Source organism: Bradyrhizobium sp. CB3481, assembly GCF_029714305.1.
Taxonomy (GTDB): Bacteria; Pseudomonadota; Alphaproteobacteria; order Rhizobiales; family Xanthobacteraceae; genus Bradyrhizobium.
On the sequence record NZ_CP121647.1, the window covers coordinates 4,918,143 to 4,935,522 of the forward strand.

At 62.9% G+C, this 17,380-nt stretch carries 15 protein-coding genes; 1 reads left to right on the plus strand and 14 read right to left on the minus strand.

Annotated features, from left to right (window positions below; all coding sequences use genetic code 11):
- Nucleotides 1-74: 74 nt before the first annotated feature.
- The 13 genes from QA643_RS24030 to QA643_RS24090 form a co-directional block, all read right to left on the minus strand.
- Complete coding sequence (locus tag QA643_RS24030; protein WP_283028361.1) at nt 75-1,583, minus strand: amidohydrolase family protein; 1,509 nt, start codon at nt 1,581-1,583, stop codon at nt 75-77.
- A gap of 446 nt (nt 1,584-2,029) precedes the next feature.
- Nucleotides 2,030-2,263, minus strand: coding sequence for a hypothetical protein (locus QA643_RS24035; protein ID WP_283028362.1), 234 nt, complete (start codon nt 2,261-2,263; stop codon nt 2,030-2,032).
- Nucleotides 2,264-2,368: 105 nt separating this feature from the next.
- Entirely contained in the window at nt 2,369-3,292 is a 924-nt protein-coding gene (locus QA643_RS24040) for a complex I NDUFA9 subunit family protein (RefSeq protein ID WP_283028363.1), read from the minus strand.
- Nucleotides 3,293-3,398: 106 nt separating this feature from the next.
- Nucleotides 3,399-3,986, minus strand: coding sequence for a hypothetical protein (locus QA643_RS24045; protein ID WP_283028364.1), 588 nt, complete (start codon nt 3,984-3,986; stop codon nt 3,399-3,401).
- A 259-nt stretch (nt 3,987-4,245) separates the two neighbouring features.
- Nucleotides 4,246-6,171: a potassium transporter Kup gene (locus QA643_RS24050; protein ID WP_283028365.1), complete on the minus strand. Its 1,926-nt coding sequence runs from the start codon at nt 6,169-6,171 to the stop codon at nt 4,246-4,248.
- 151 nt (nt 6,172-6,322) lie between these two features.
- Nucleotides 6,323-8,224 carry a potassium transporter Kup gene (locus QA643_RS24055; protein WP_283028366.1) on the minus strand — a complete coding sequence of 634 codons (1,902 nt, stop codon included), beginning with the start codon at nt 8,222-8,224 and terminating at the stop codon, nt 6,323-6,325.
- A gap of 160 nt (nt 8,225-8,384) precedes the next feature.
- Nucleotides 8,385-9,212, minus strand: coding sequence for a flagellar motor protein MotB (locus tag QA643_RS24060; protein WP_283028367.1), 828 nt, complete (start codon nt 9,210-9,212; stop codon nt 8,385-8,387).
- A gap of 36 nt (nt 9,213-9,248) precedes the next feature.
- Nucleotides 9,249-10,022 carry a MotA/TolQ/ExbB proton channel family protein gene (locus QA643_RS24065; RefSeq protein ID WP_283028368.1) on the minus strand — a complete coding sequence of 258 codons (774 nt, stop codon included), beginning with the start codon at nt 10,020-10,022 and terminating at the stop codon, nt 9,249-9,251.
- A gap of 315 nt (nt 10,023-10,337) precedes the next feature.
- Complete coding sequence (locus QA643_RS24070; RefSeq protein ID WP_283028369.1) at nt 10,338-11,306, minus strand: tripartite tricarboxylate transporter substrate-binding protein; 969 nt, start codon at nt 11,304-11,306, stop codon at nt 10,338-10,340.
- 38 nt (nt 11,307-11,344) lie between these two features.
- The gene (locus QA643_RS24075; RefSeq protein WP_283028370.1) at nt 11,345-12,064 is read right to left on the minus strand and encodes an RraA family protein; all 720 of its coding nucleotides are present in this window, start codon (nt 12,062-12,064) and stop codon (nt 11,345-11,347) included.
- A 213-nt stretch (nt 12,065-12,277) separates the two neighbouring features.
- Nucleotides 12,278-13,162 carry a phosphatidylcholine/phosphatidylserine synthase gene (locus tag QA643_RS24080; RefSeq protein WP_283028371.1) on the minus strand — a complete coding sequence of 295 codons (885 nt, stop codon included), beginning with the start codon at nt 13,160-13,162 and terminating at the stop codon, nt 12,278-12,280.
- A 66-nt stretch (nt 13,163-13,228) separates the two neighbouring features.
- Complete coding sequence (locus tag QA643_RS24085; RefSeq protein WP_283028372.1) at nt 13,229-13,927, minus strand: phosphatidylserine decarboxylase; 699 nt, start codon at nt 13,925-13,927, stop codon at nt 13,229-13,231.
- 57 nt (nt 13,928-13,984) lie between these two features.
- Nucleotides 13,985-15,976 (minus strand): ABC transporter ATP-binding protein/permease, encoded by a 1,992-nt coding sequence (locus tag QA643_RS24090; protein WP_283028373.1) that lies wholly within the window; start codon nt 15,974-15,976, stop codon nt 13,985-13,987.
- Between the two features lie 213 nt (nt 15,977-16,189).
- Between QA643_RS24090 and QA643_RS24095 the strand changes: the two genes are divergently transcribed.
- The gene (locus tag QA643_RS24095) at nt 16,190-16,795 is read left to right on the plus strand and encodes a TIGR00730 family Rossman fold protein (RefSeq protein ID WP_283028375.1); all 606 of its coding nucleotides are present in this window, start codon (nt 16,190-16,192) and stop codon (nt 16,793-16,795) included.
- Between the two features lie 100 nt (nt 16,796-16,895).
- On the opposite strand, the gene QA643_RS24100 is transcribed toward QA643_RS24095, so the two are convergent.
- Nucleotides 16,896-17,273, minus strand: a complete 378-nt coding sequence (locus QA643_RS24100; protein WP_283028376.1) for a VOC family protein — start codon at nt 17,271-17,273, stop codon at nt 16,896-16,898.
- Nucleotides 17,274-17,380: the final 107 nt, after the last annotated feature.

Sequence of the window (17,380 nt, forward strand, 5' to 3'; positions counted from 1 at the left end):
CCGCTGCTGGTCCTGGACGGAAAACGAACGGCGCCGGCGAAGCTTGCCCACTCCGGCGCCGCAGCCGCTGGCACTTATGCCGCGCGAACGTAGCCGTAGCGCAGGTTCGAGGGCTCCTTGGCGGCAAGCGTATACTCGTTCTTGAGCGAAGCGAGACGGTCCGCCGAATAGGCCGGCATCCTAGTGTTGTCGGCCGCCTTAAGCTTGATCTTGTAGAACCTGAGCGCGTTGCCTGCGAAGATGAGCTGCTTGGCGGCACTATTGGCGTCGCCGAGCGGCGCAAAGCCGTATTTCTTCTGCATATCATCGGGGATTTCGAGCCGGCGCAGCGCTTCGATCTGCCACTGCGGCGAGCCGTACCAGACCGAGTCGGTACCCCACATTACGTGGTCTACGCCCATACCCTTGATCAAGGTGCCGACGAGCGCGGCGCAGAACTTGGGATGCGCCACTGCCGAGTTGGCAAAGGACGTGCCGAGTTCGGCGTAGACATTGGTGACGCCGAACTTCTGCGGAATTTCCGCGAGTTCCGATGCCCACTGGATGCGGCCGGTCTGCTCGAACTCCGCCCACGCCTTGTCAGGCAGTTCGAGGAACGCCCGTAACGCCGAGTGATAGATCACGAAGTTCATCTGCGGCCAATCCTTGGCCGCCTTTCCGATATCCCACGCGGTTGCATACTCCCACACGCCGGCAAACGATTTTTCGTAATCGGGCGGCAGAAGCCCCTTATGGATACATAGCGTGTTGATGCCGGCCTGCACCGCTTTCTCGTAAAACGGATACATCACCTGCTCGTCGTCGAGACGCCACGGGAACTTGGAAGGCGCCAGCGGGTCGCCGATCGTGTAGGACTTCCAGGAATCCGGCTTGTAGACTTCGATCGCCTTGTCGACCTCCTCCATCCAGCCCGGCTGCTTGGGGGTGATGACGCTGTGAGCCAGCAGGCGCCGCGAACCGGCAAAGTCATTGATGAGCTCGCGTGCCTTGACGATCTGCTCATTGGACAGAAGCCACCAGCTCGGATCGTCGAACGGCGCACCGCTCAAGAGCGCCACGTTGGTGTCGCTGTCGTAATAGATCTCTTTCACGTAATTCTGGAACTTGTAGCGGGCGAGCGAGGACACGCCCTCCTCCTTCATCTTCGGGTTCCAGTGCTGGCTCGCAAAGTCCGCCAGCCCCAACAGCTCTTTGTGATCGAAGTCGTCGCGCACGAAGTGGGTCTGAACGTCGAAGATGAACTGGTCGGCGAGACCTTGCGCGCGTACCTGCATCAATTCGGGCTCTCGACCCTCCGCGGGCGCGACCTGGAAGACGTTGCCGTAGACGTCGTTCATGGCGAGGAATGCCGTCGCCATGCCGCAGCTCGTATGCAGGAACTGCCGGCGACTCAAGCCGAGGCGCTTGCCGTTGACGTCGGCGAGCTCGTTGATCCGGGCCTCGACCTTCTTTTGTACGGCGCTCTGCGGAGGCGGCAAATACTCGCCATTGGAAACAATCTGGGTAGGAATCGGCGTTGCCGCCGAAGCCGCCTCCGCGCCCGCGACAAGACGTTGCTCTCGCTCACTAAGCCAGGTGCTCATTGTTCTTCCTCCCTTTGGTTAGGCCGTCGACGGTGCTGGTTGCTCGCACGCATGAGGCTGCGCGCTTGGCCACTGCCGATTAGTCAGGGGACGAGATGGGGTACCCTCCTGTTCAGCTACGCATGGGTCATCGCACTCGCCTCACGGCCAGGCGAGTCTCTCCGAGATTTCATGCTGCGAGGTACGGACACACTCGAAAAACTACTTGCGGTAGTGGCCCATCTCCGCCGAATTCAATGCTCAAACTTCGATTGACGCAAGCAATGTTATCCGGCAGTCACACTGTCCCAATGCGCCTCAATCCGATGAGGGGGTTTGTCCGACCGAGCGCTAGGCACTGCCGTGGAGATCGAACAAGCATGGCCTCGCGTTCCTGCGAGGCGCCCGCTGCAAATGAAGCATCATCGCTTGCGGATAGAAGAGAGGCCCAGCCCTCGCCTCCGGGTCTAGATTCGGTCACGTAGCCCTTTGACGCCTTCCCCTTCGGCGCAATGCTCGCAACAGTAAAAGGTGCCGGACTTTTCCAATCCGTGCCCGACGATGCGGATGCCGCAATGATCGCAGGTCGGTGCGAGCGCATGAATGGCACATTCGAAACTATCGAACGTATGCGCCTTGCCATTCATTGTGACCTGAAAGCTCTTGTCATAGTCGTTGCCGCAGGTTTCACATGTAGCCATGATATCCGCCTCCGTTATGATGCGGCTTCAGCCCGTGATTGTTGCTTCGCATGAGTGGATTCAACGGTGTCTCCAAAGGTTGGTTCCCCATTGGTGAGCGCAACGTCATCCTTGGGAGTTTGACCCCATCTTCTGGAGTATTGCCTCGACCGAATGCGGCGAGATCCCGAGTTCAGCAAATCCAGGCATATCTGGCGATGCCACGGTGTCGACTTGCATCAGCTCCACTTGATTGCGCGTGAGAAACGGACTCCCGAGCATTTCGGAGGCCCACGCCAGGGCGTGCCAGGCGGCAAACGGGACTGGAATCAGTCGAGGCGTCAATCCGGCTTGATGCGCCACGGCCCTGAGAAGCTCCTCGTAGGAATACACGTGAGGTCCGCCCAATTCGAAAATTCCCGGCGTTTCGTCGCGCTGCATGATCCGGCCAATCGCATCCGCGACATCTTCCACATAGGCCGGCTGCAAGCGGGTCGCACCGCGGCCGAACATCGGATAGACGGGAAGCTGGCCGAGGAGCTTGAGGATGACGACCAAGAACGCGTCGTCGGGTCCGAACATCACTGCCGGACGGATGATGGTTGCCGCAGCGAATGCGTCGCGAACCGCCAGTTCGCCCTCGCCGCGTGCTCGGATGTAGCGTGATGGTGAGGCAGCATCGGCACCTATTCCTGAGAGGTGGACGAGTCTTTTGACCCCAGCCCTGTGCGCTTGAACTGCAACGCGCCGGGCGGCCTCGACGTGAATGGAATGAAACGTCTCCGGCCCGCGCTCGACGTAAAGACTGACCGCATTTACAACGCCGTAAGCGTCAGCAAGCGCATCCGCGACCGACCGCTCGTCGTGAATGTTGGCCTCTACGGATTGAAGTTGCGGATCATCGGCACCAGGCAGGGCGTACCCTTGATCCGGGTGCCTTGACGCGATCCGTACGGGAAACCCGTGAGAGCGCAAATATTCAACGATGCGGCGGCCCACAAAGCCGGTTCCGCCGAACACGGTGATGGTTTGAGTGTCCGTTGCCACCATGGCCCATTCGCCAATTCATGTCGCAACGTTTCCATTATACCGGGCCCAAAACCGGCTGCGGGAAATAACTGCAAGCCGAGCTGGCTGACTCGACCTCTTCTCTGCGTTATTTTCCTGGCTGCCACTGCATGAATTTGTCGAGCAGCGCCTGGGATTTTTCCGGCGCTTCCTTCGCCGTCCCGGCGCGGGCGGGCTCAGAAAGACCCTGCTTCTGATCTTCGCTTCCCTGCACGCCTTGGAACCGCTTGAAACCTTGAAGCAGGGCTTGGGAGTCCTCGGACGTCGCCGGGGCCGGCGTCACCTCGGCCGGTGTCGCCAATGCAGGCGTCGAAATGGAAACGGCGAGCTCGGCGGGATCAGTCTTTGATCTCGGAAACACGTTGAACAGAACCACCGCCAGCGCTGCGGTGATACCGACCGCCGCGACAATCGCGCCCACGGTGGCGAGCCATCCGCGTGACCGCCGGCGTTCGTACACGAACTGGGCCTCCAGCGGACGGGCGAATTTGGCGAAGGCTTCCTCGCGCATCTCATCAGAACGAGACAGAGGGATCGGAGGCAAATCGTCCGGTCGCATCTGCGGCGCCATGCCGGATCGCGGGTCCGCCATGCCGCGCTGCGAGCGCGGGGCGTAGTACAGCGGATCTTCCGGGCTATGGGGATCGGAATGGTTGTTCGCGCCGACGAAACGCATTTGCGCTACTCCTCACAATGCCGGACCATCGCATCGGAATATTGGCCACGCAAGGCTTCAGCCCGGCTTCCGAGCACGGTCCCACATAAACGCCGCATGTATTCGCGCCCCTGCCCCGGCAGGGTAAAAACTTCGATCCGCCCCACCGTGAGACTGATCCAAACCGGGGCACGTGTGGAGTCGGATGTTCTGTTTCGCCTAAGAAACAATGCAGCTGTTGCCGTCCTGCGACAACGCCGGTGGAACTGGGGTCCACGCCCTAGATTGTGACCTGCGTCCCCACTTCCACGACCCGCCCTGTCGGAATCTGGAAATAGTCCGTGGCGTCATTCGCCGAGCGGCTGAGGCGGATGAACAGCAGGTCCTGCCAGCGCGGCATGCCGGAATGGGCGGCAGGCTTGAGCGCGCGGCGCGACAGGAAGAACGACGTCGCCATGATGTCGAACTGCCAGCCGAGCTTGCGGGCGATTACCAGCGCCTTGGGCACGTTGGGCGATTCCATGAAGCCAAAGCGCAGCGTCACCCGGGAGAACGTCTCGCTGAGCTGCTGCAGCCGCACCCGTTCTGCATCATCGATCCGCGGCGTCGGCGCGGTTTCGATGGTGAGGATGACGTTCTTCTCATGCAGCACCTTGTAGTGCTTCAGGCTGTGCATCAGCGCGGTCGGGGCGCACTCGCGGTCGGAGGTCAAAAATACCGCCGTGCCGGAGACACGCTGCGGCGGACGCTTTTCCAACATCGCCACGAGATCGGCGAGCGGGAATTCCAGCTTGCGCGATTTCTCGAACAGCAGCCGGCTGCCGCGCCGCCAGGTGTACATCAGCAGCATCACGACACCGCCGAGCGCGAGCGGTACCCAGCCGCCTTCGAACACCTTGAGGAGGTTGGCGGCGAGGAAGGTGATGTCGAGGAACAGGAACGGCGCGATCAGTGCGGCAGCTGCGGCCGGCGACCATTTCCAGACCCGCCAGATCACGACGAAGCCCATCATCGCCGTAACCACCATGGTGCCGGTCACGGAGATGCCGTAGGCCGAGGCCAGCGCACTCGACGAGCGGAACAGCACCACCAGCAAGATCACCGCCAGAAACAGCAGCAGGTTGATGCGCGGGATGTAGATCTGGCCGGAATGGGCTTCCGAGGTATGGCGGATTTCGAACCGCGGCAGCAGGCCGAGCTGAATCGCCGTGCGCGTCAGTGAATAGGCGCCGGTAATCACGGCCTGGCTCGCGATCACGGTCGCGACCGTGGCCAGCACCACCATCGGGATCAGCGCCCAGTCCGGGAACATCAGGAAGAACGGATTTTCGATCGCCTTGGGGTCGGCGATCAAAAGCGCGCCCTGCCCCAGATAGTTGATGGCCAGCGACGGCAGCACAATGAAAAGCCAGGCGGTCTGGATCGGCCGCTTGCCGAAATGACCGAGGTCGGCATAGAGCGCTTCGGCCCCGGTAACGGCGAGAAACACCGCGCCCAGCGTCACGAAGCCGATCAGGCCGTGATGGAGCATGAAGGAGACGGCGTAGAGCGGATTGAAAGCCCCGAGCACTTCGGGATGGCGCGCGATCTGCGGTACGGCGGCGGCCGCGATCACCGCGAACCAGACGCACATAATCGGCCCGAAGAACGCGGCCACGCGCGCGGTGCCGCGGGACTGCACGGCAAACAGCGCGACGAGGATGATCAAGGTCAGCGGCACGACGTAATGCTCGAAGGTGACGGTGATCAGCTTCATACCTTCGATCGCCGACAGCACCGACAAAGCGGGCGTCAGCACGGCATCGCCGTAAAACAGCGCGCCGGAGATGATGCCGAGCAACACGATCACAGCCCCACCCTTGCCGACCGCCCGCTGCGCCAGCGCCATCAGCGCCAGCGTTCCGCCCTCGCCATTGTTGTCGGCGCGCAGCAGGATGACGACGTATTTCAGCGTCACCACCACGATCAACGCCCACAGGATCAGCGAGAGCACGCCGAGCACGGCCTGCGGCGTCGCGGCCGTCGCCGCTTCGCTCGCCGCCACCACGGCCTCGCGCAGCGCGTAGAGCGGGCTGGTGCCGATGTCGCCGTAGACGACGCCGATGCTACCGAGCATCAGCGCCTTGAAGGTGGCGGTGGAATGCGCTTCGCCATGACCGTTGGCCGCGGGCGTTTCCGCCGCGGTGACCGCAAACTGGACTGACATGGGGGTTGGGCCTCGTATGCCGCGCTGCACAATGCAGACCGGCAGCCCTATACTCCCCCGGTCGCCATGCAGGTTAGCCGGATTTTAGGCCTCCGGTATGCGCCGTCCGCATGGATAGGCTAGCGGCGCTAGCCATGATTTTCAATGCAGATCAGATAGTTACCTGAGTTCCAACCTCGACCACCCGTCCCGTCGGGATCTGGAAATAGTCGGTGGCGTCGTTGGCCGAGCGGCTCATGGCGATGAACAGGTGATCCTGCCAGAGCGGCATGCCGGACTGCGCCGAGGGCTTGAGGGAGCGCCGTGACACGAAGAACGACGTCGCCATGATGTCGAACTGCCAGCCGAGCTTGCGCGCGATCACCAGCGCTTTCGGCACGTTGGGCGATTCCATGAAGCCGAACCGCAACCGCACGGTGGAGAACTTCTCGCTGATCTTCTCCATCTTGACGCGGTCCGCCAGATCGACGCGCGGCGTCTGCGCGGTTTCGATGGTCAGGATCACGTTGTGCTCGTGCAGCACCTTGTTGTGCTTGAGATTGTGCATCAAGGCGGTCGGCACGAAGCTCGGGTCCGACGTCAGGAACACCGCCGTGCCCTTGACGATGTGGGGCGGGCGCTTTTCCAGACTCTTGATCAGATCCGCCAGCGGCACCTCGATGCGCCGCGTCTTGATGACAAGAATCCCGGCGCCGCGGCGCCAGGTCCAGATCATCACTGCCACGGCGACGCCGAACAATAGCGGCACCCACGCGCCTTCGAACAGCTTCAGCAGGTTGGCGGCAAAGAAGCTCATGTCGACGACAACGAGCGGCAGGATGACGGCGGCCGCCGTCGCCGCACGCCAGTTCCACAGCTTCCATATCACGACGAATCCCATGATGCCGTCGACTACCATGGTGGTGGAAACGGCGATGCCATAGGCCGAGGCAAGGCCGCTCGAGGTGCGGAACAGCAAGACCAGCAGCACGACGCCGATCAGCAGCAGCCGGTTGACGCGCGGCAGATAAATCTGGCCGGCGTGCGTCTCCGAGGTGTAACGCACCTCGAAGCGTGGCAAGAGGCCGAGCTGCACGGCCTGGCGGATCAGCGAGAACGCGCCCGTGATCACCGCCTGGCTGGCGATGACGGTCGCCGCGGTCGCAAGCACCACCATCGGCAACAGCAGCATGCCCGGCACCAGGCGGTAGAACGGATTTTCGATCGATCCCGGATCGGACAGCACCAGCGCGCCCTGCCCGAAATAATTGATCAATAGCGCCGGCATCACGAAATAGAGCCAGCCGACCTGGATCGGCTTGCGCCCGAAATGGCCGAGATCGGCGTAAAGCGCCTCACCGCCGGTCACGGCCAGAAACACCAGGCCCATCGTCACCAGTCCGACGGTGCCGTGGGAAAGCATGAACTGGATCGCGTAGAAGGGATTGATCGCATAGAGCACGGTCGGATCGTCGCTGATGTGGATCAGCCCCAGCGTCGCCAGCGTGGCGAACCAGATCACCATGACCGGGCCGAAAGCCGAGGCGACCCGCGCGGTGCCGCTGCTCTGCACCGAGAACAGAACGACCAGAATGAAGATCGTCAGCGGCACGACGTAATGTTCGAGCGCCGGCGTGACCAGCTTGAGACCTTCGACTGCCGACAATACCGAGATCGCCGGCGTGATCATGGAATCGCCGATGAACATCGAGGCGCCGACGACGCCGAGCGCCAGCAATACCCAGCTGCGGTGGCCCAGCGCCCGCTGACCCAGCGCCATCAGGGACAGCGTACCGCCTTCCCCATTGTTGTCGGCGCGCAACAGCAGCAGCACATATTTGGCTGTCACCACGATGAACAGCGACCACAGGATCAGCGACAGCACGCCAAGGACGATGGTGCGGGTGACTTCCTCGCCGTTGGCGGCGTGGGTGACGGCCTCGCGAAACGCATACAGTGGCGAGGTGCCGATATCGCCGAACACCACACCGATACTGCCCAGCGTCAGGGCCCAAAAGCCGGAGGTGGCGTGCCCCTCATGTTGGGCTTCGGTAGAAGTGACGCTGACAGTCATGATGAAGGAGGAACGTTCTCGTCGTTGAATTGATCCGCGCGGCTATCGACGCTTCCGCACGGCCTGTCAATCATCGGGCAAGCATAGCACCACAGGCGATGCGGAGCTTACGCAAAGCAGATTCCATCGAAATGGCAAGATGGTATTATGGTAGGCGCGCTTATGGCTTCAGATTCGGCGGAAGCGGCGGATTTTCGCGCATCAGTGTAATGGTGACGCGACGGTTGGCAGGCAGGGTCGGATCGTCGGGAAACAGCGGCTGGCTGTCGGCCCGGCCGCCGACGGCATAGATGTGGGATGCGGGCAGGCCTTCGCGCTCGAGGATCTGGCGTACCACATTGGCACGGTCCGCCGACAGATCGAACGCGCCATATTCGCCGCGCGACGGCACGAAGCCGGCCGAGGTGTGGCCCATGATGTTGATCCGCAGCGGCGTCGCCTTCAGCGGAATCGCCAGCTTCTGGATCAACCGGCGGGTGCGGTCAAACGGCACCTTGGAGCCGTCGGCGAACATCGAACGGCCGTCCTGATCGACGATTTCGAGATTGAGGCCCTCTTTGGTCTCTTCAAACATGATGTGCTTGGACATTTCGGTCAGTTCCGGCATGTCCTGCAGCGCCTGGCGCAACGAGGCGGCGGCGAGCGCGAATTCGCGGTCGACCTTCAGGCGGGCACCGGTTTCCTTCTGACGGTCCTTGTCGTCAGGCGTCGGCGTATTGGAGGCTTCCTCGGGCGGAATGTGCGCGACGTTCTTCAGCTTCGGCCGCGTCGGCAGGCCGTCGGATTCGACGATGCCCGAATGCCGCGACTCGGTCTGGACGCCGAACGCCTCGCGCATCGAGCCAGCGACGATCTTGAGCTTCTGCTGGTCCTGGCTGGAGAACGCCACCAGCATCACGAAGAACGACAACAATAGCGCCATCAGGTCGGCGAAAGTCACGAACCAGCCGTGACCGCCATGCGCCTCTTCGCGTTTTTTCTTGGCCATGCGTTTACGTCCGCGCCTTGGATGCCGCTCCGTTGATCAGGCCGCGACCAGCTCGCCTTCCTCGTGGCGATGCTTTTCGGGCAGATAGGCGAGCAGCATTTCGCGCACCAGCGCCGGGCTCTTGGAATCGCGGATCATCAGGATGCCGTCGATGATCAGCGTGCGGTTGGTCTCTTCGTCGATCAGCTTGCCGTGCAGCTTGTCGGCGATCGGCAGACAGATCAGGTTCGCGACCAGCGCGCCGTAGAGCGTCGCCAGCAGCGCCACCGCCATGAACGGTCCGAGCTTCGAGGGGTCCGACATGTTGGAGAACATCTGCACCATGCCGAGCAGCGTGCCGATCATGCCAAACGCCGGCGCGCAGTCGCCGATCGCGCGGTAGATCTTCGAGCCCTCGTTCAGGTGCATCAGGAAGTTGTCGCGATCGCGCTCCAGATTGTCGCGGATGAATTCAAGGTCGTAACCGTCGGCGACGTAGCGGATGCCCTTGGCCAGAAAAGGCTCGTCGGTCTCGACCTTTTCCAGCCCGACCGGACCCTGCTTGCGGGCGATCTCGGCGATGCGGGCGAGTTCGTCGACGAGATCGCGGGCCGAAAGCCGGCTCATGGTGAAGGCGAATTTGGCGCCCAGCGGCATGCCGTGCAGGATCGCGCTGAGCGGGAAGCGGATCAGTGTCGCCGCGGACGAACCGCCGAAGATGATGATGACGGCATGGATGTCGTAGAACATCCGGAAATCACCGCCCATCAGGATCAGCGTCGACAATACGATGGCGCCGGCAATCAGGCCAACGAGCGTGGTGATATCCATTCTGAACTCCGACGCATACGCGAATTGCCCGCCATCCTGACCGGGCGCGCAGCCGATTCCGGAACTTGCGCAGGAGGCACCCTACGACCGGCGCGATTAAAGAGCCGTAAAGGTTAAACTCAAACAGGGATCGTAAAATTGCGGGGCCGCGGCAGGCGCGGTTTCAGGATTTGCTAACCATGATGGCGGCGGCTTTTTCGTCGCGTTTCTCACCGTCATTGCGAGCGAAGCGAAGCAATCCATAGCGCGGCATAACGGTTGATGGATTGCTTCGCTTTGCTCGCAATGACGCGGTTGGGTCAGTGGACTACGGCCCTACTGCGCCTGCGCGCCGATGCCGGCAGACTTGATGATCGGCCACCATTTTTCGATCTCGGCCTTCTGGAAAGCGGCCAGCCCTTCCGGGGTCTGCAGCGTACGCGGCGCGACGTCGAGGCCGAGTTCGGAGAAGCGCTTCTGAATCGCGGGATCGGCCAGCGCCTCTGTCGTCGCTGCATTGAGCTTGGCGATGACGTCCTTCGGCGTGCCCTTCGGCGCCCAGAAGCCAAACCAGCCGGACATATAGAGGCCGGCAACCCCGCTCTCGTCCGAGGTCGGAATATCAGGCATCGAGGCCGAGCGCGCCGCCGAGAGATTGGCCAGCGCCTTGATCTTGCCGGCGCGGATCTGCGGCAGCGCCACCGCGCCCTGCACCACCAACAGATCGACCGTGCCGGAGACGAGATCGGTCATCGCAGGTCCCGCGCCGCGATAGGGAATGAACTGCACCTTCTGCTTGGTCAGGTTCTCGAACAGCACGCCGGTGACGTGCGCCGCCGCGTTCTGGTTGACGAAGTTGATCTTGCCGGGATTGTCCTTCATCCACGCGACCAGTTCGCCAAGCGTGTTCGCCGGCAGGTCTTTCTTGGCGACCATCAATTGCGGATTGTTCGAGACCAGCGCGATCGGCTCGAAATCCTTCTCCAGGTCGTAGTCGAGCTTGTAGATGATGCTGCCGACATGGGTGTCCCATTGCCCGATGTCGAAGGTGTAGCCGTCGGGCGCGGCGCGCGCGACACGCCCGACCCCGATGCTGCCGCCGGCACCGCCGACATTCTCGATCACGACGGACTGACCGAGCGTGGCGCGCATCCGCTCGCCCATGATGCGGGCGGCGGTGTCGGTCGAACCGCCCGGCGGGAACGGCACGATCAGCGTGAGCGGCCGCGAGGGGAAGGTTTGTGCCTCGGCAACCGAAATACCTGAGAGGATCAACAACGACAGCGCCGCCCAAAATCCCCTCATGGCATCCCCCTTGCCTGTTCCTGAAGTTCAGCCTCTTCTCAGTGGATCTCCGCCGAGCGCTTCAGAGCCTCTTTCAGCTTCTCGAGCGAGAAGTCGGGGCTGCGCGCGATTTCCAGGATCGGCGTCTCGCGCCGGCCGCACAATTCGGCGGCTTTCGGAATCTTGGCGGCAATATCGTGCGGGATCACGATGGCGCCGTGCTGGTCGGCGTGGATGAGATCGTCGGAATGCACGGTCATGCCGGCGACGCGCACTTCGCCGCCCCAATGTTCGGCATGGACCCAGGCGTGCGATGGCCCGATCGAGCCGGCGAGCGCCTGGAAGCCCGGTGCCCATTGCGGGATGTCGCGGATCGAGCCGTCGGTGATGACGCCGAGGCAGCCGAGCGCCTTGTGGACGTTGCTCTGCACCTCGCCCCAGAACGCGCCGTAGCCGGCATCAGCCCCGTCGATGTCCTGGATCACGGTAATGCGCGGGCCGAAGCCGGTGCCGACATATTCGTAATAGGCGATGCGGCGGCGGGCCTGCTCGTCGGGCGGCAGGGTCGATTTGAGCACCGAGCGGATCGTCACCGTACGGGCGTAGCCGACCATCGGCGGCAGGTCCGGGAACGGGCAGACCAGCGGTTTGGTGGTGTAGCCGATCAGGCGGCGCTCGGGCGCAACGATCTCCATCGCGTTGCAGATGGTCGGCGTGTCGTAGCGCGCCAGCGCCTCAAGGACGGAAGCAGGCAATGGTGCGGTAACGGCTTTGTTCACGGCGTTCTCTCCTGATTGTTCTTGTGCCGGGCCGGCTTGGAAAGCCGCGCATCAGCATGCCGTATAGCCGAGAAGAGCGCGATCAGCAAAAATGGAATGCAGGTTTGCGGGTGATCCCCCGCTGCGACCTCGTGCCCCGGACGCAGCGCAGCACTTCGCGCCGCACCGCGTCCGGGACATGAGGGCGGTGGTTCTCTGCAGCTATGTCGGAGGTTAGTTCAGCCGTGCCGGCCGCTCGTCCCCACCATCACCAGAAGGCGGCGCGAAGGTCTGCGCCGGCGCTGACGACGCGGCAGCGTCGGCAGGTGCAGCCGGCTGCGTGGCAGCGGCATTGCGCTCATGGTCGCGATAGGATTTCCAGCCCCAAGGCAGGCTCAGAAGATAGAGCACCGAGCCGATCGACAGGATGTGCCAGGGATAGCCGATCAGTAGCGCCACGAAGAACACCACGGAGACGAAGACCGGCAGCACCATTTCCGGCGGCACCCGCATCTTCACCGTCTTGCCGGAGAACACCGGCAGGCGCGACACCATCAGGAACGCGATCAGCAACGTGTAGCCGGCGGTTAGCATGGCCGGCGGCTTGGGGACGCCGAGAAACGCCAAATAGAACGGCAGCATCGCCAGGATGGCGCCAGCCGGCGCCGGCACGCCGGTGAAATAGTTCGCCGCAAAGGCCGGCTTGTTCGGATCGTCGATCGAGGCGTTGAAGCGCGCCAGCCGCAAGCCGCCGGCGATCGCAAACACCATGGCCGCGATCCAGCCGCCATTGTGCAATTCCTGGAGCTGCCAGAAATACAGCATCAGGCCGGGCGCGACGCCGAAATTGACGAAATCGGCCAAGCTGTCGAGTTCGGCGCCGAATTTCGACTGGCCCTTGATCATGCGCGCGACGCGCCCGTCCACGCCGTCTAGCACCGCCGCGAACACGATGGCCGCGACCGCGAGCTCCATCCGCCCTTCGATCGACAGGCGGATCGCCGTCAGGCCGGCGCAGATCGCCAGCAGGGTGATGACGTTGGGCACCAGCATCCGCACCGGAATCGGACGAAACCGGCGGCGGCGCAGTTCAGGGTATTTGGGATCCGGGATCAGCATGCCGGCCATTATATAGCAAGTGGCGGCCCGGTTCGCCATTAGCGCCCTTCGGCCGCCCGAAGGGGGTTAATCGGTGCGGAACGTCCGGCCGTGCTCGGCCAGTCCGAAATCGGCCAAAATCGTCTCGCCGGCAATCGCGGTCTGGCCCTCGGAAACCAGCGCTTTGGTGCCTTCGGGCAGGTAGACGTCCAGCCGCGAGCCGAAACGGATCAGGCCGAACCGCTCGCCGGCCCCGATCGACTGCCCTTCCCGCACGAATGAGACAATCCGTCGCGCCACGAGGCCGGCGATCTGGACCACGCCGATCCGCCCGTTGGTGGTCGAGATGACGAGCGAATTGCGCTCATTGTCTTCGCTGGCCTTGTCGAGCTCGGCGTTGATGAAGGCGCCGGGCCGGTAGGCGATGCGGTCGATGCGGCCCGCCACCGGACTGCGGTTCACGTGGCAGTTGAACACGCTCATGAAGATCGACACGCGCGGCAGCGGCCGATCGCCGAGACCGAGTTCGGCCGGCGGCAGCACCTGCGCGACCATGGAGACGCGGCCGTCGGCCGGCGACACCACGATGCCATCGCGCACCGGCGTGACACGCACGGGATCGCGGAAGAACAGCGCACACCAGACGGTCAGGCCGGTGCCGATCCAGCCGAGCGGCGTCCAAATCCAAAACAAGACCAGGCTCACCGCCGCAAAGATGCCGATGAACGGATAGCCCTCCGGGTGGATCGGCGGGATCTGCGCGCGGATGGAATTCGCAATCGACATCGAGGCTCACTGCTGGCTGGTTGCTTCCTTCCTCTAGGAAGTGGCGCTGCTTTTGGATTATTCCGCGGCAGTTGCCAAGGAATCTTTGGGTCCGCCCCCGGGCGGCCCCTTCGGTCCGTCGTCGAGCGGATCGTCGACCGGTGGCGGGGCGCGGTTCGGGGCGGCATTCTCGTCGTCTATCTGCGCGAGCTTTTCGCGCGCCGCCTCGGCCTCGCGCTGCCTGTTCCACATGCTGGCATACAGCCCGCCGGCGGCCAGAAGCCGGACATGGGTGCCGCGCTCGGCTATGCGCCCTTGATCCAGCACGATAATTTCGTCGGCGCCGACGATGGTCGAGAGCCGGTGCGCGATCACAAGCGAGGTGCGGCCGCGCGACACGCGCTCCAGCGCCTCCTGAATTTCATGCTCGGTGTGGCTGTCGAGCGCGGAGGTCGCCTCGTCCAGCACCAGGATCGGCGGCGCCTTGAGCACGGTGCGCGCAATCGCCACGCGCTGTTTCTCGCCGCCCGACAGCTTCAGGCCGCGTTCGCCGACCTGGGTCTCATAGCCCTTCGGCGAATGGCGGATGAAGCTATCGATCTGCGCCAGCTGCGCCGCCTCCTCAACCTCGGCATCGCTCGCGTCCCAGCGGCCATAGCGGATGTTGTAGCGGATGGTGTCGTTGAACAGCACGGTGTCCTGCGGCACCATGCCGATCGAGGCGCGCAGGCTCGCCTGCGTGACATCACGGATATCCTGGCCATCGATCAGGATGCGGCCCGTGGAGACGTCGTAAAGCCGAAACAACAACCGCGAGATCGTCGACTTGCCGGCGCCGGAGGGCCCGACGATCGCGACCGTCTTGCCGGCCGGCACCTCGAAGCTCAGGCCTTTGAGGATAGGCCGTTCCGGATCATAGGCAAAGCGCACATCGTCGAAGCGCACATTGCCGGCGCTGACCACAAGCGGCGCAGCGCCTTCGACATCCTTGATCTCCGGATTGCGCGACAGCACGCCAAACATCTTCTCGATGTCGATGATCGCCTGCTTGATCTCGCGATAGACCATGCCCATGAAGTTGAGCGGCTGGTAAAGCTGGATCATCATGGCATTGACCATGACGAAATCGCCGACCGTGTTGGTGCCATTGCGCACCCCGAGCGCGCACATCAACATGGTCGCTGTGAGGCCGAGGGTGAAGATGATCGCCTGCCCCGTGTTGAGCACCGCGAGCGAGGTATAGGTCTTCACGCTGTTGCGCTCGTAGCGCTCCATCGAACGGTCGTAACGGTCCGCCTCACGCTGCTCCGCGCTGAAATATTTCACCGTCTCGTAATTGAGCAGCGAATCGATCGCCTTGGTATTCGCTTCCGTGTCGGAATCGTTCATCTTGCGGCGGATCTCGATCCGCCATTCGGTCGCGAGGTAGGTGTAGTACATGTAGATCACGACGGTGACGGCGGTGACCAGCACATAGCGCCAGTCGAACTGCCACAGCAGCACGGCCATCAAGAGCGAGACCTCGACGATGGTCGGGATCAGCTGCAGGATCACCATCCGCACGATCACCTCGATGCCGGTGCGGCCGCGCTCCAAGACGCGCGTCAGGCCGCCGGTCTTGCGCTCCAGGTGAAAACGCAGCGACAATTCGTGCATGTGGACGAAGGTGATGTAGGCGAGCTTGCGCACCGCATGCATCGCGACGCGCGCAAAGATGCCATCGCGCCATTGCGTCAGCACGGCCATCAGGACGCGCACCGCGCCGTAGCTTGCGGTCATCAACAAGGGCGAGGCGATCAGCCACAGCATCCAGTTCGACGGCTCGACCGGCGCACTGCCCATGCCGTTCAGCGCATCGATCGCCCATTTGAAGGTGAAGGGCACCGTCAGCGTCGCCAGCTTGGCGGCGAGCAGCAGCACCATCGACCAGACCACGCGCATCTTCAGGTCGGCGCGGTCGCCGGGCCAGATGTAGGGCCACAGATGCGCCAGCGTCCCGATCAGGGTCGCCTTTTCGGGGGAAACGTCTGACGGCGCGGCGGCATGAGGGTGCGAATCAGCGTCAGCCATGGGCGTCGCGCCCACGGCGAGGCGGCACACCGGTCACCCCTTGGGAAGTTTCGGTAGTCTGCATACGCCCGTCATATAAAGCCTTTACCTCTCCCGTACAGCCTTGAAAGATAAATCTTTCCCCCGTTTGGTTGGATTTCGGGCCTATTTCTGCTGCACCAGCGTAAGGTAGTCAGACTTGAGGTTTATTGGGTGCGGTGCCACATGATGGAGATGGATCAAATCAAAACTGTCTGTGTCTATTGCGGCTCCGGCCCCGGTTCCAATCCCCGCTTTGTCGAAGCTGCCATCGCCCTAGGGAAGGTCTTCGCCGAAAATAACATCCGCCTCGTCTATGGTGGCGGATCGGTCGGCCTGATGGGCGCTGTCGCCGAATCCACGCTGAATCATGGTGGCCTCGTCACCGGGATCATTCCGGATTTTCTACGATCGCGCGAGCATATGTTGACGCATGTCCAGGAAATGATCATCACGCCTGACATGCACGAGCGCAAGCGGCTGATGTTCGAGCATTCCGATGCGTTCGTGGCGCTGCCCGGCGGCGTCGGCACGCTGGAAGAGCTGGTCGAGCAGGTCACGTGGCAGCAGCTCGGCCGTCACTCCAAGCCGGTGCTGCTCGCCAATATCGACGGCTTCTGGGAACCGCTGTTCGCGCTGCTGACGCATATGCGTGAGACCAAATTCATCCGCCCGCCGTTCGAGATCGACGTTCTCAAGGCCGACCGGATCGAAGACGTGCTGCCGCGCCTGCGCGCCGCCGCAGCGCGCGCACCGGCCGGCACCAAGGAGATGGCGCCGGAGCTGGCGCAGAAGCTGTAGTTCGGCCGAGCTTCGTAGGGCGGATTAGCCGAAGGCGTAATCCGCCAACTTTGCTTTGGCGGCAACGGCGGATTACGCTGCGCTAATCCGCCCTACGCTGTCATTCGCTTGGAAACGTCACGGCCTCAATGCGGTTGCCATCGGGGTCGATGACGAAGGCGGCGTAGTATTTCACGCGGTCGTGCGGCCGAATTCCGGGCGTGCCGTCGGAGCAGCCGCCGGTGGCAAGGGCAGCCGCATGAAACGCATCGACATCATCGGTTGTTTTCGCGCGAAGGCAGATGTGGGTGCCGCTCCCCGGCGGCACCGGCGCCATGCTGGTGCGCAGGTTGATCCAGAATTCGGGATAGGTCTTGCCGAAGCCGATGGTGGCCGGACGGGTGACGAGGCGCACAAGGCCGAGCGCTGCGAGGGTTGCCTCATAGAAGCGTGCGGCGCGGTCGAGGTCGGCGACGCCGACGGAGATGTGATCGATCATGGAATGGCCCCCCTGCTTTCTCCCCGTCATTCCGGGATGTTCCGAAGGACCAGACCCGGAATCTCGAGGTTCCGGGTTCGCTTCGCGCCCCGGAACGACGGCGCAAC

Excerpts from the sequence above, each read along its gene's own strand:
- QA643_RS24100 (WP_283028376.1), bottom strand. The coding sequence starts at position 17,273 with ATGATCGATCACATCTCCGTCGGCGTCGCCGACCTCGACCGCGCCGCA.
- QA643_RS24065 (WP_283028368.1), bottom strand. The coding sequence starts at position 10,022 with ATGGATATCACCACGCTCGTTGGCCTGATTGCCGGCGCCATCGTATTG.
- QA643_RS24050 (WP_283028365.1), bottom strand. The coding sequence starts at position 6,171 with ATGTCAGTCCAGTTTGCGGTCACCGCGGCGGAAACGCCCGCGGCCAAC.
- QA643_RS24055 (WP_283028366.1), bottom strand. The coding sequence starts at position 8,224 with ATGACTGTCAGCGTCACTTCTACCGAAGCCCAACATGAGGGGCACGCC.
- QA643_RS24070 (WP_283028369.1), bottom strand. The coding sequence starts at position 11,306 with ATGAGGGGATTTTGGGCGGCGCTGTCGTTGTTGATCCTCTCAGGTATT.
- QA643_RS24060 (WP_283028367.1), bottom strand. The coding sequence starts at position 9,212 with ATGGCCAAGAAAAAACGCGAAGAGGCGCATGGCGGTCACGGCTGGTTC.
- QA643_RS24035 (WP_283028362.1), bottom strand. The coding sequence starts at position 2,263 with ATGGCTACATGTGAAACCTGCGGCAACGACTATGACAAGAGCTTTCAG.
- QA643_RS24030 (WP_283028361.1), bottom strand. The coding sequence starts at position 1,583 with ATGAGCACCTGGCTTAGTGAGCGAGAGCAACGTCTTGTCGCGGGCGCG.
- QA643_RS24080 (WP_283028371.1), bottom strand. The coding sequence starts at position 13,162 with ATGCTGATCCCGGATCCCAAATACCCTGAACTGCGCCGCCGCCGGTTT.
- QA643_RS24085 (WP_283028372.1), bottom strand. The coding sequence starts at position 13,927 with ATGTCGATTGCGAATTCCATCCGCGCGCAGATCCCGCCGATCCACCCG.
- QA643_RS24040 (WP_283028363.1), bottom strand. The coding sequence starts at position 3,292 with ATGGTGGCAACGGACACTCAAACCATCACCGTGTTCGGCGGAACCGGC.
- QA643_RS24090 (WP_283028373.1), bottom strand. The coding sequence starts at position 15,976 with ATGGCTGACGCTGATTCGCACCCTCATGCCGCCGCGCCGTCAGACGTT.
- QA643_RS24095 (WP_283028375.1), top strand. The coding sequence starts at position 16,190 with ATGGATCAAATCAAAACTGTCTGTGTCTATTGCGGCTCCGGCCCCGGT.
- QA643_RS24045 (WP_283028364.1), bottom strand. The coding sequence starts at position 3,986 with ATGCGTTTCGTCGGCGCGAACAACCATTCCGATCCCCATAGCCCGGAA.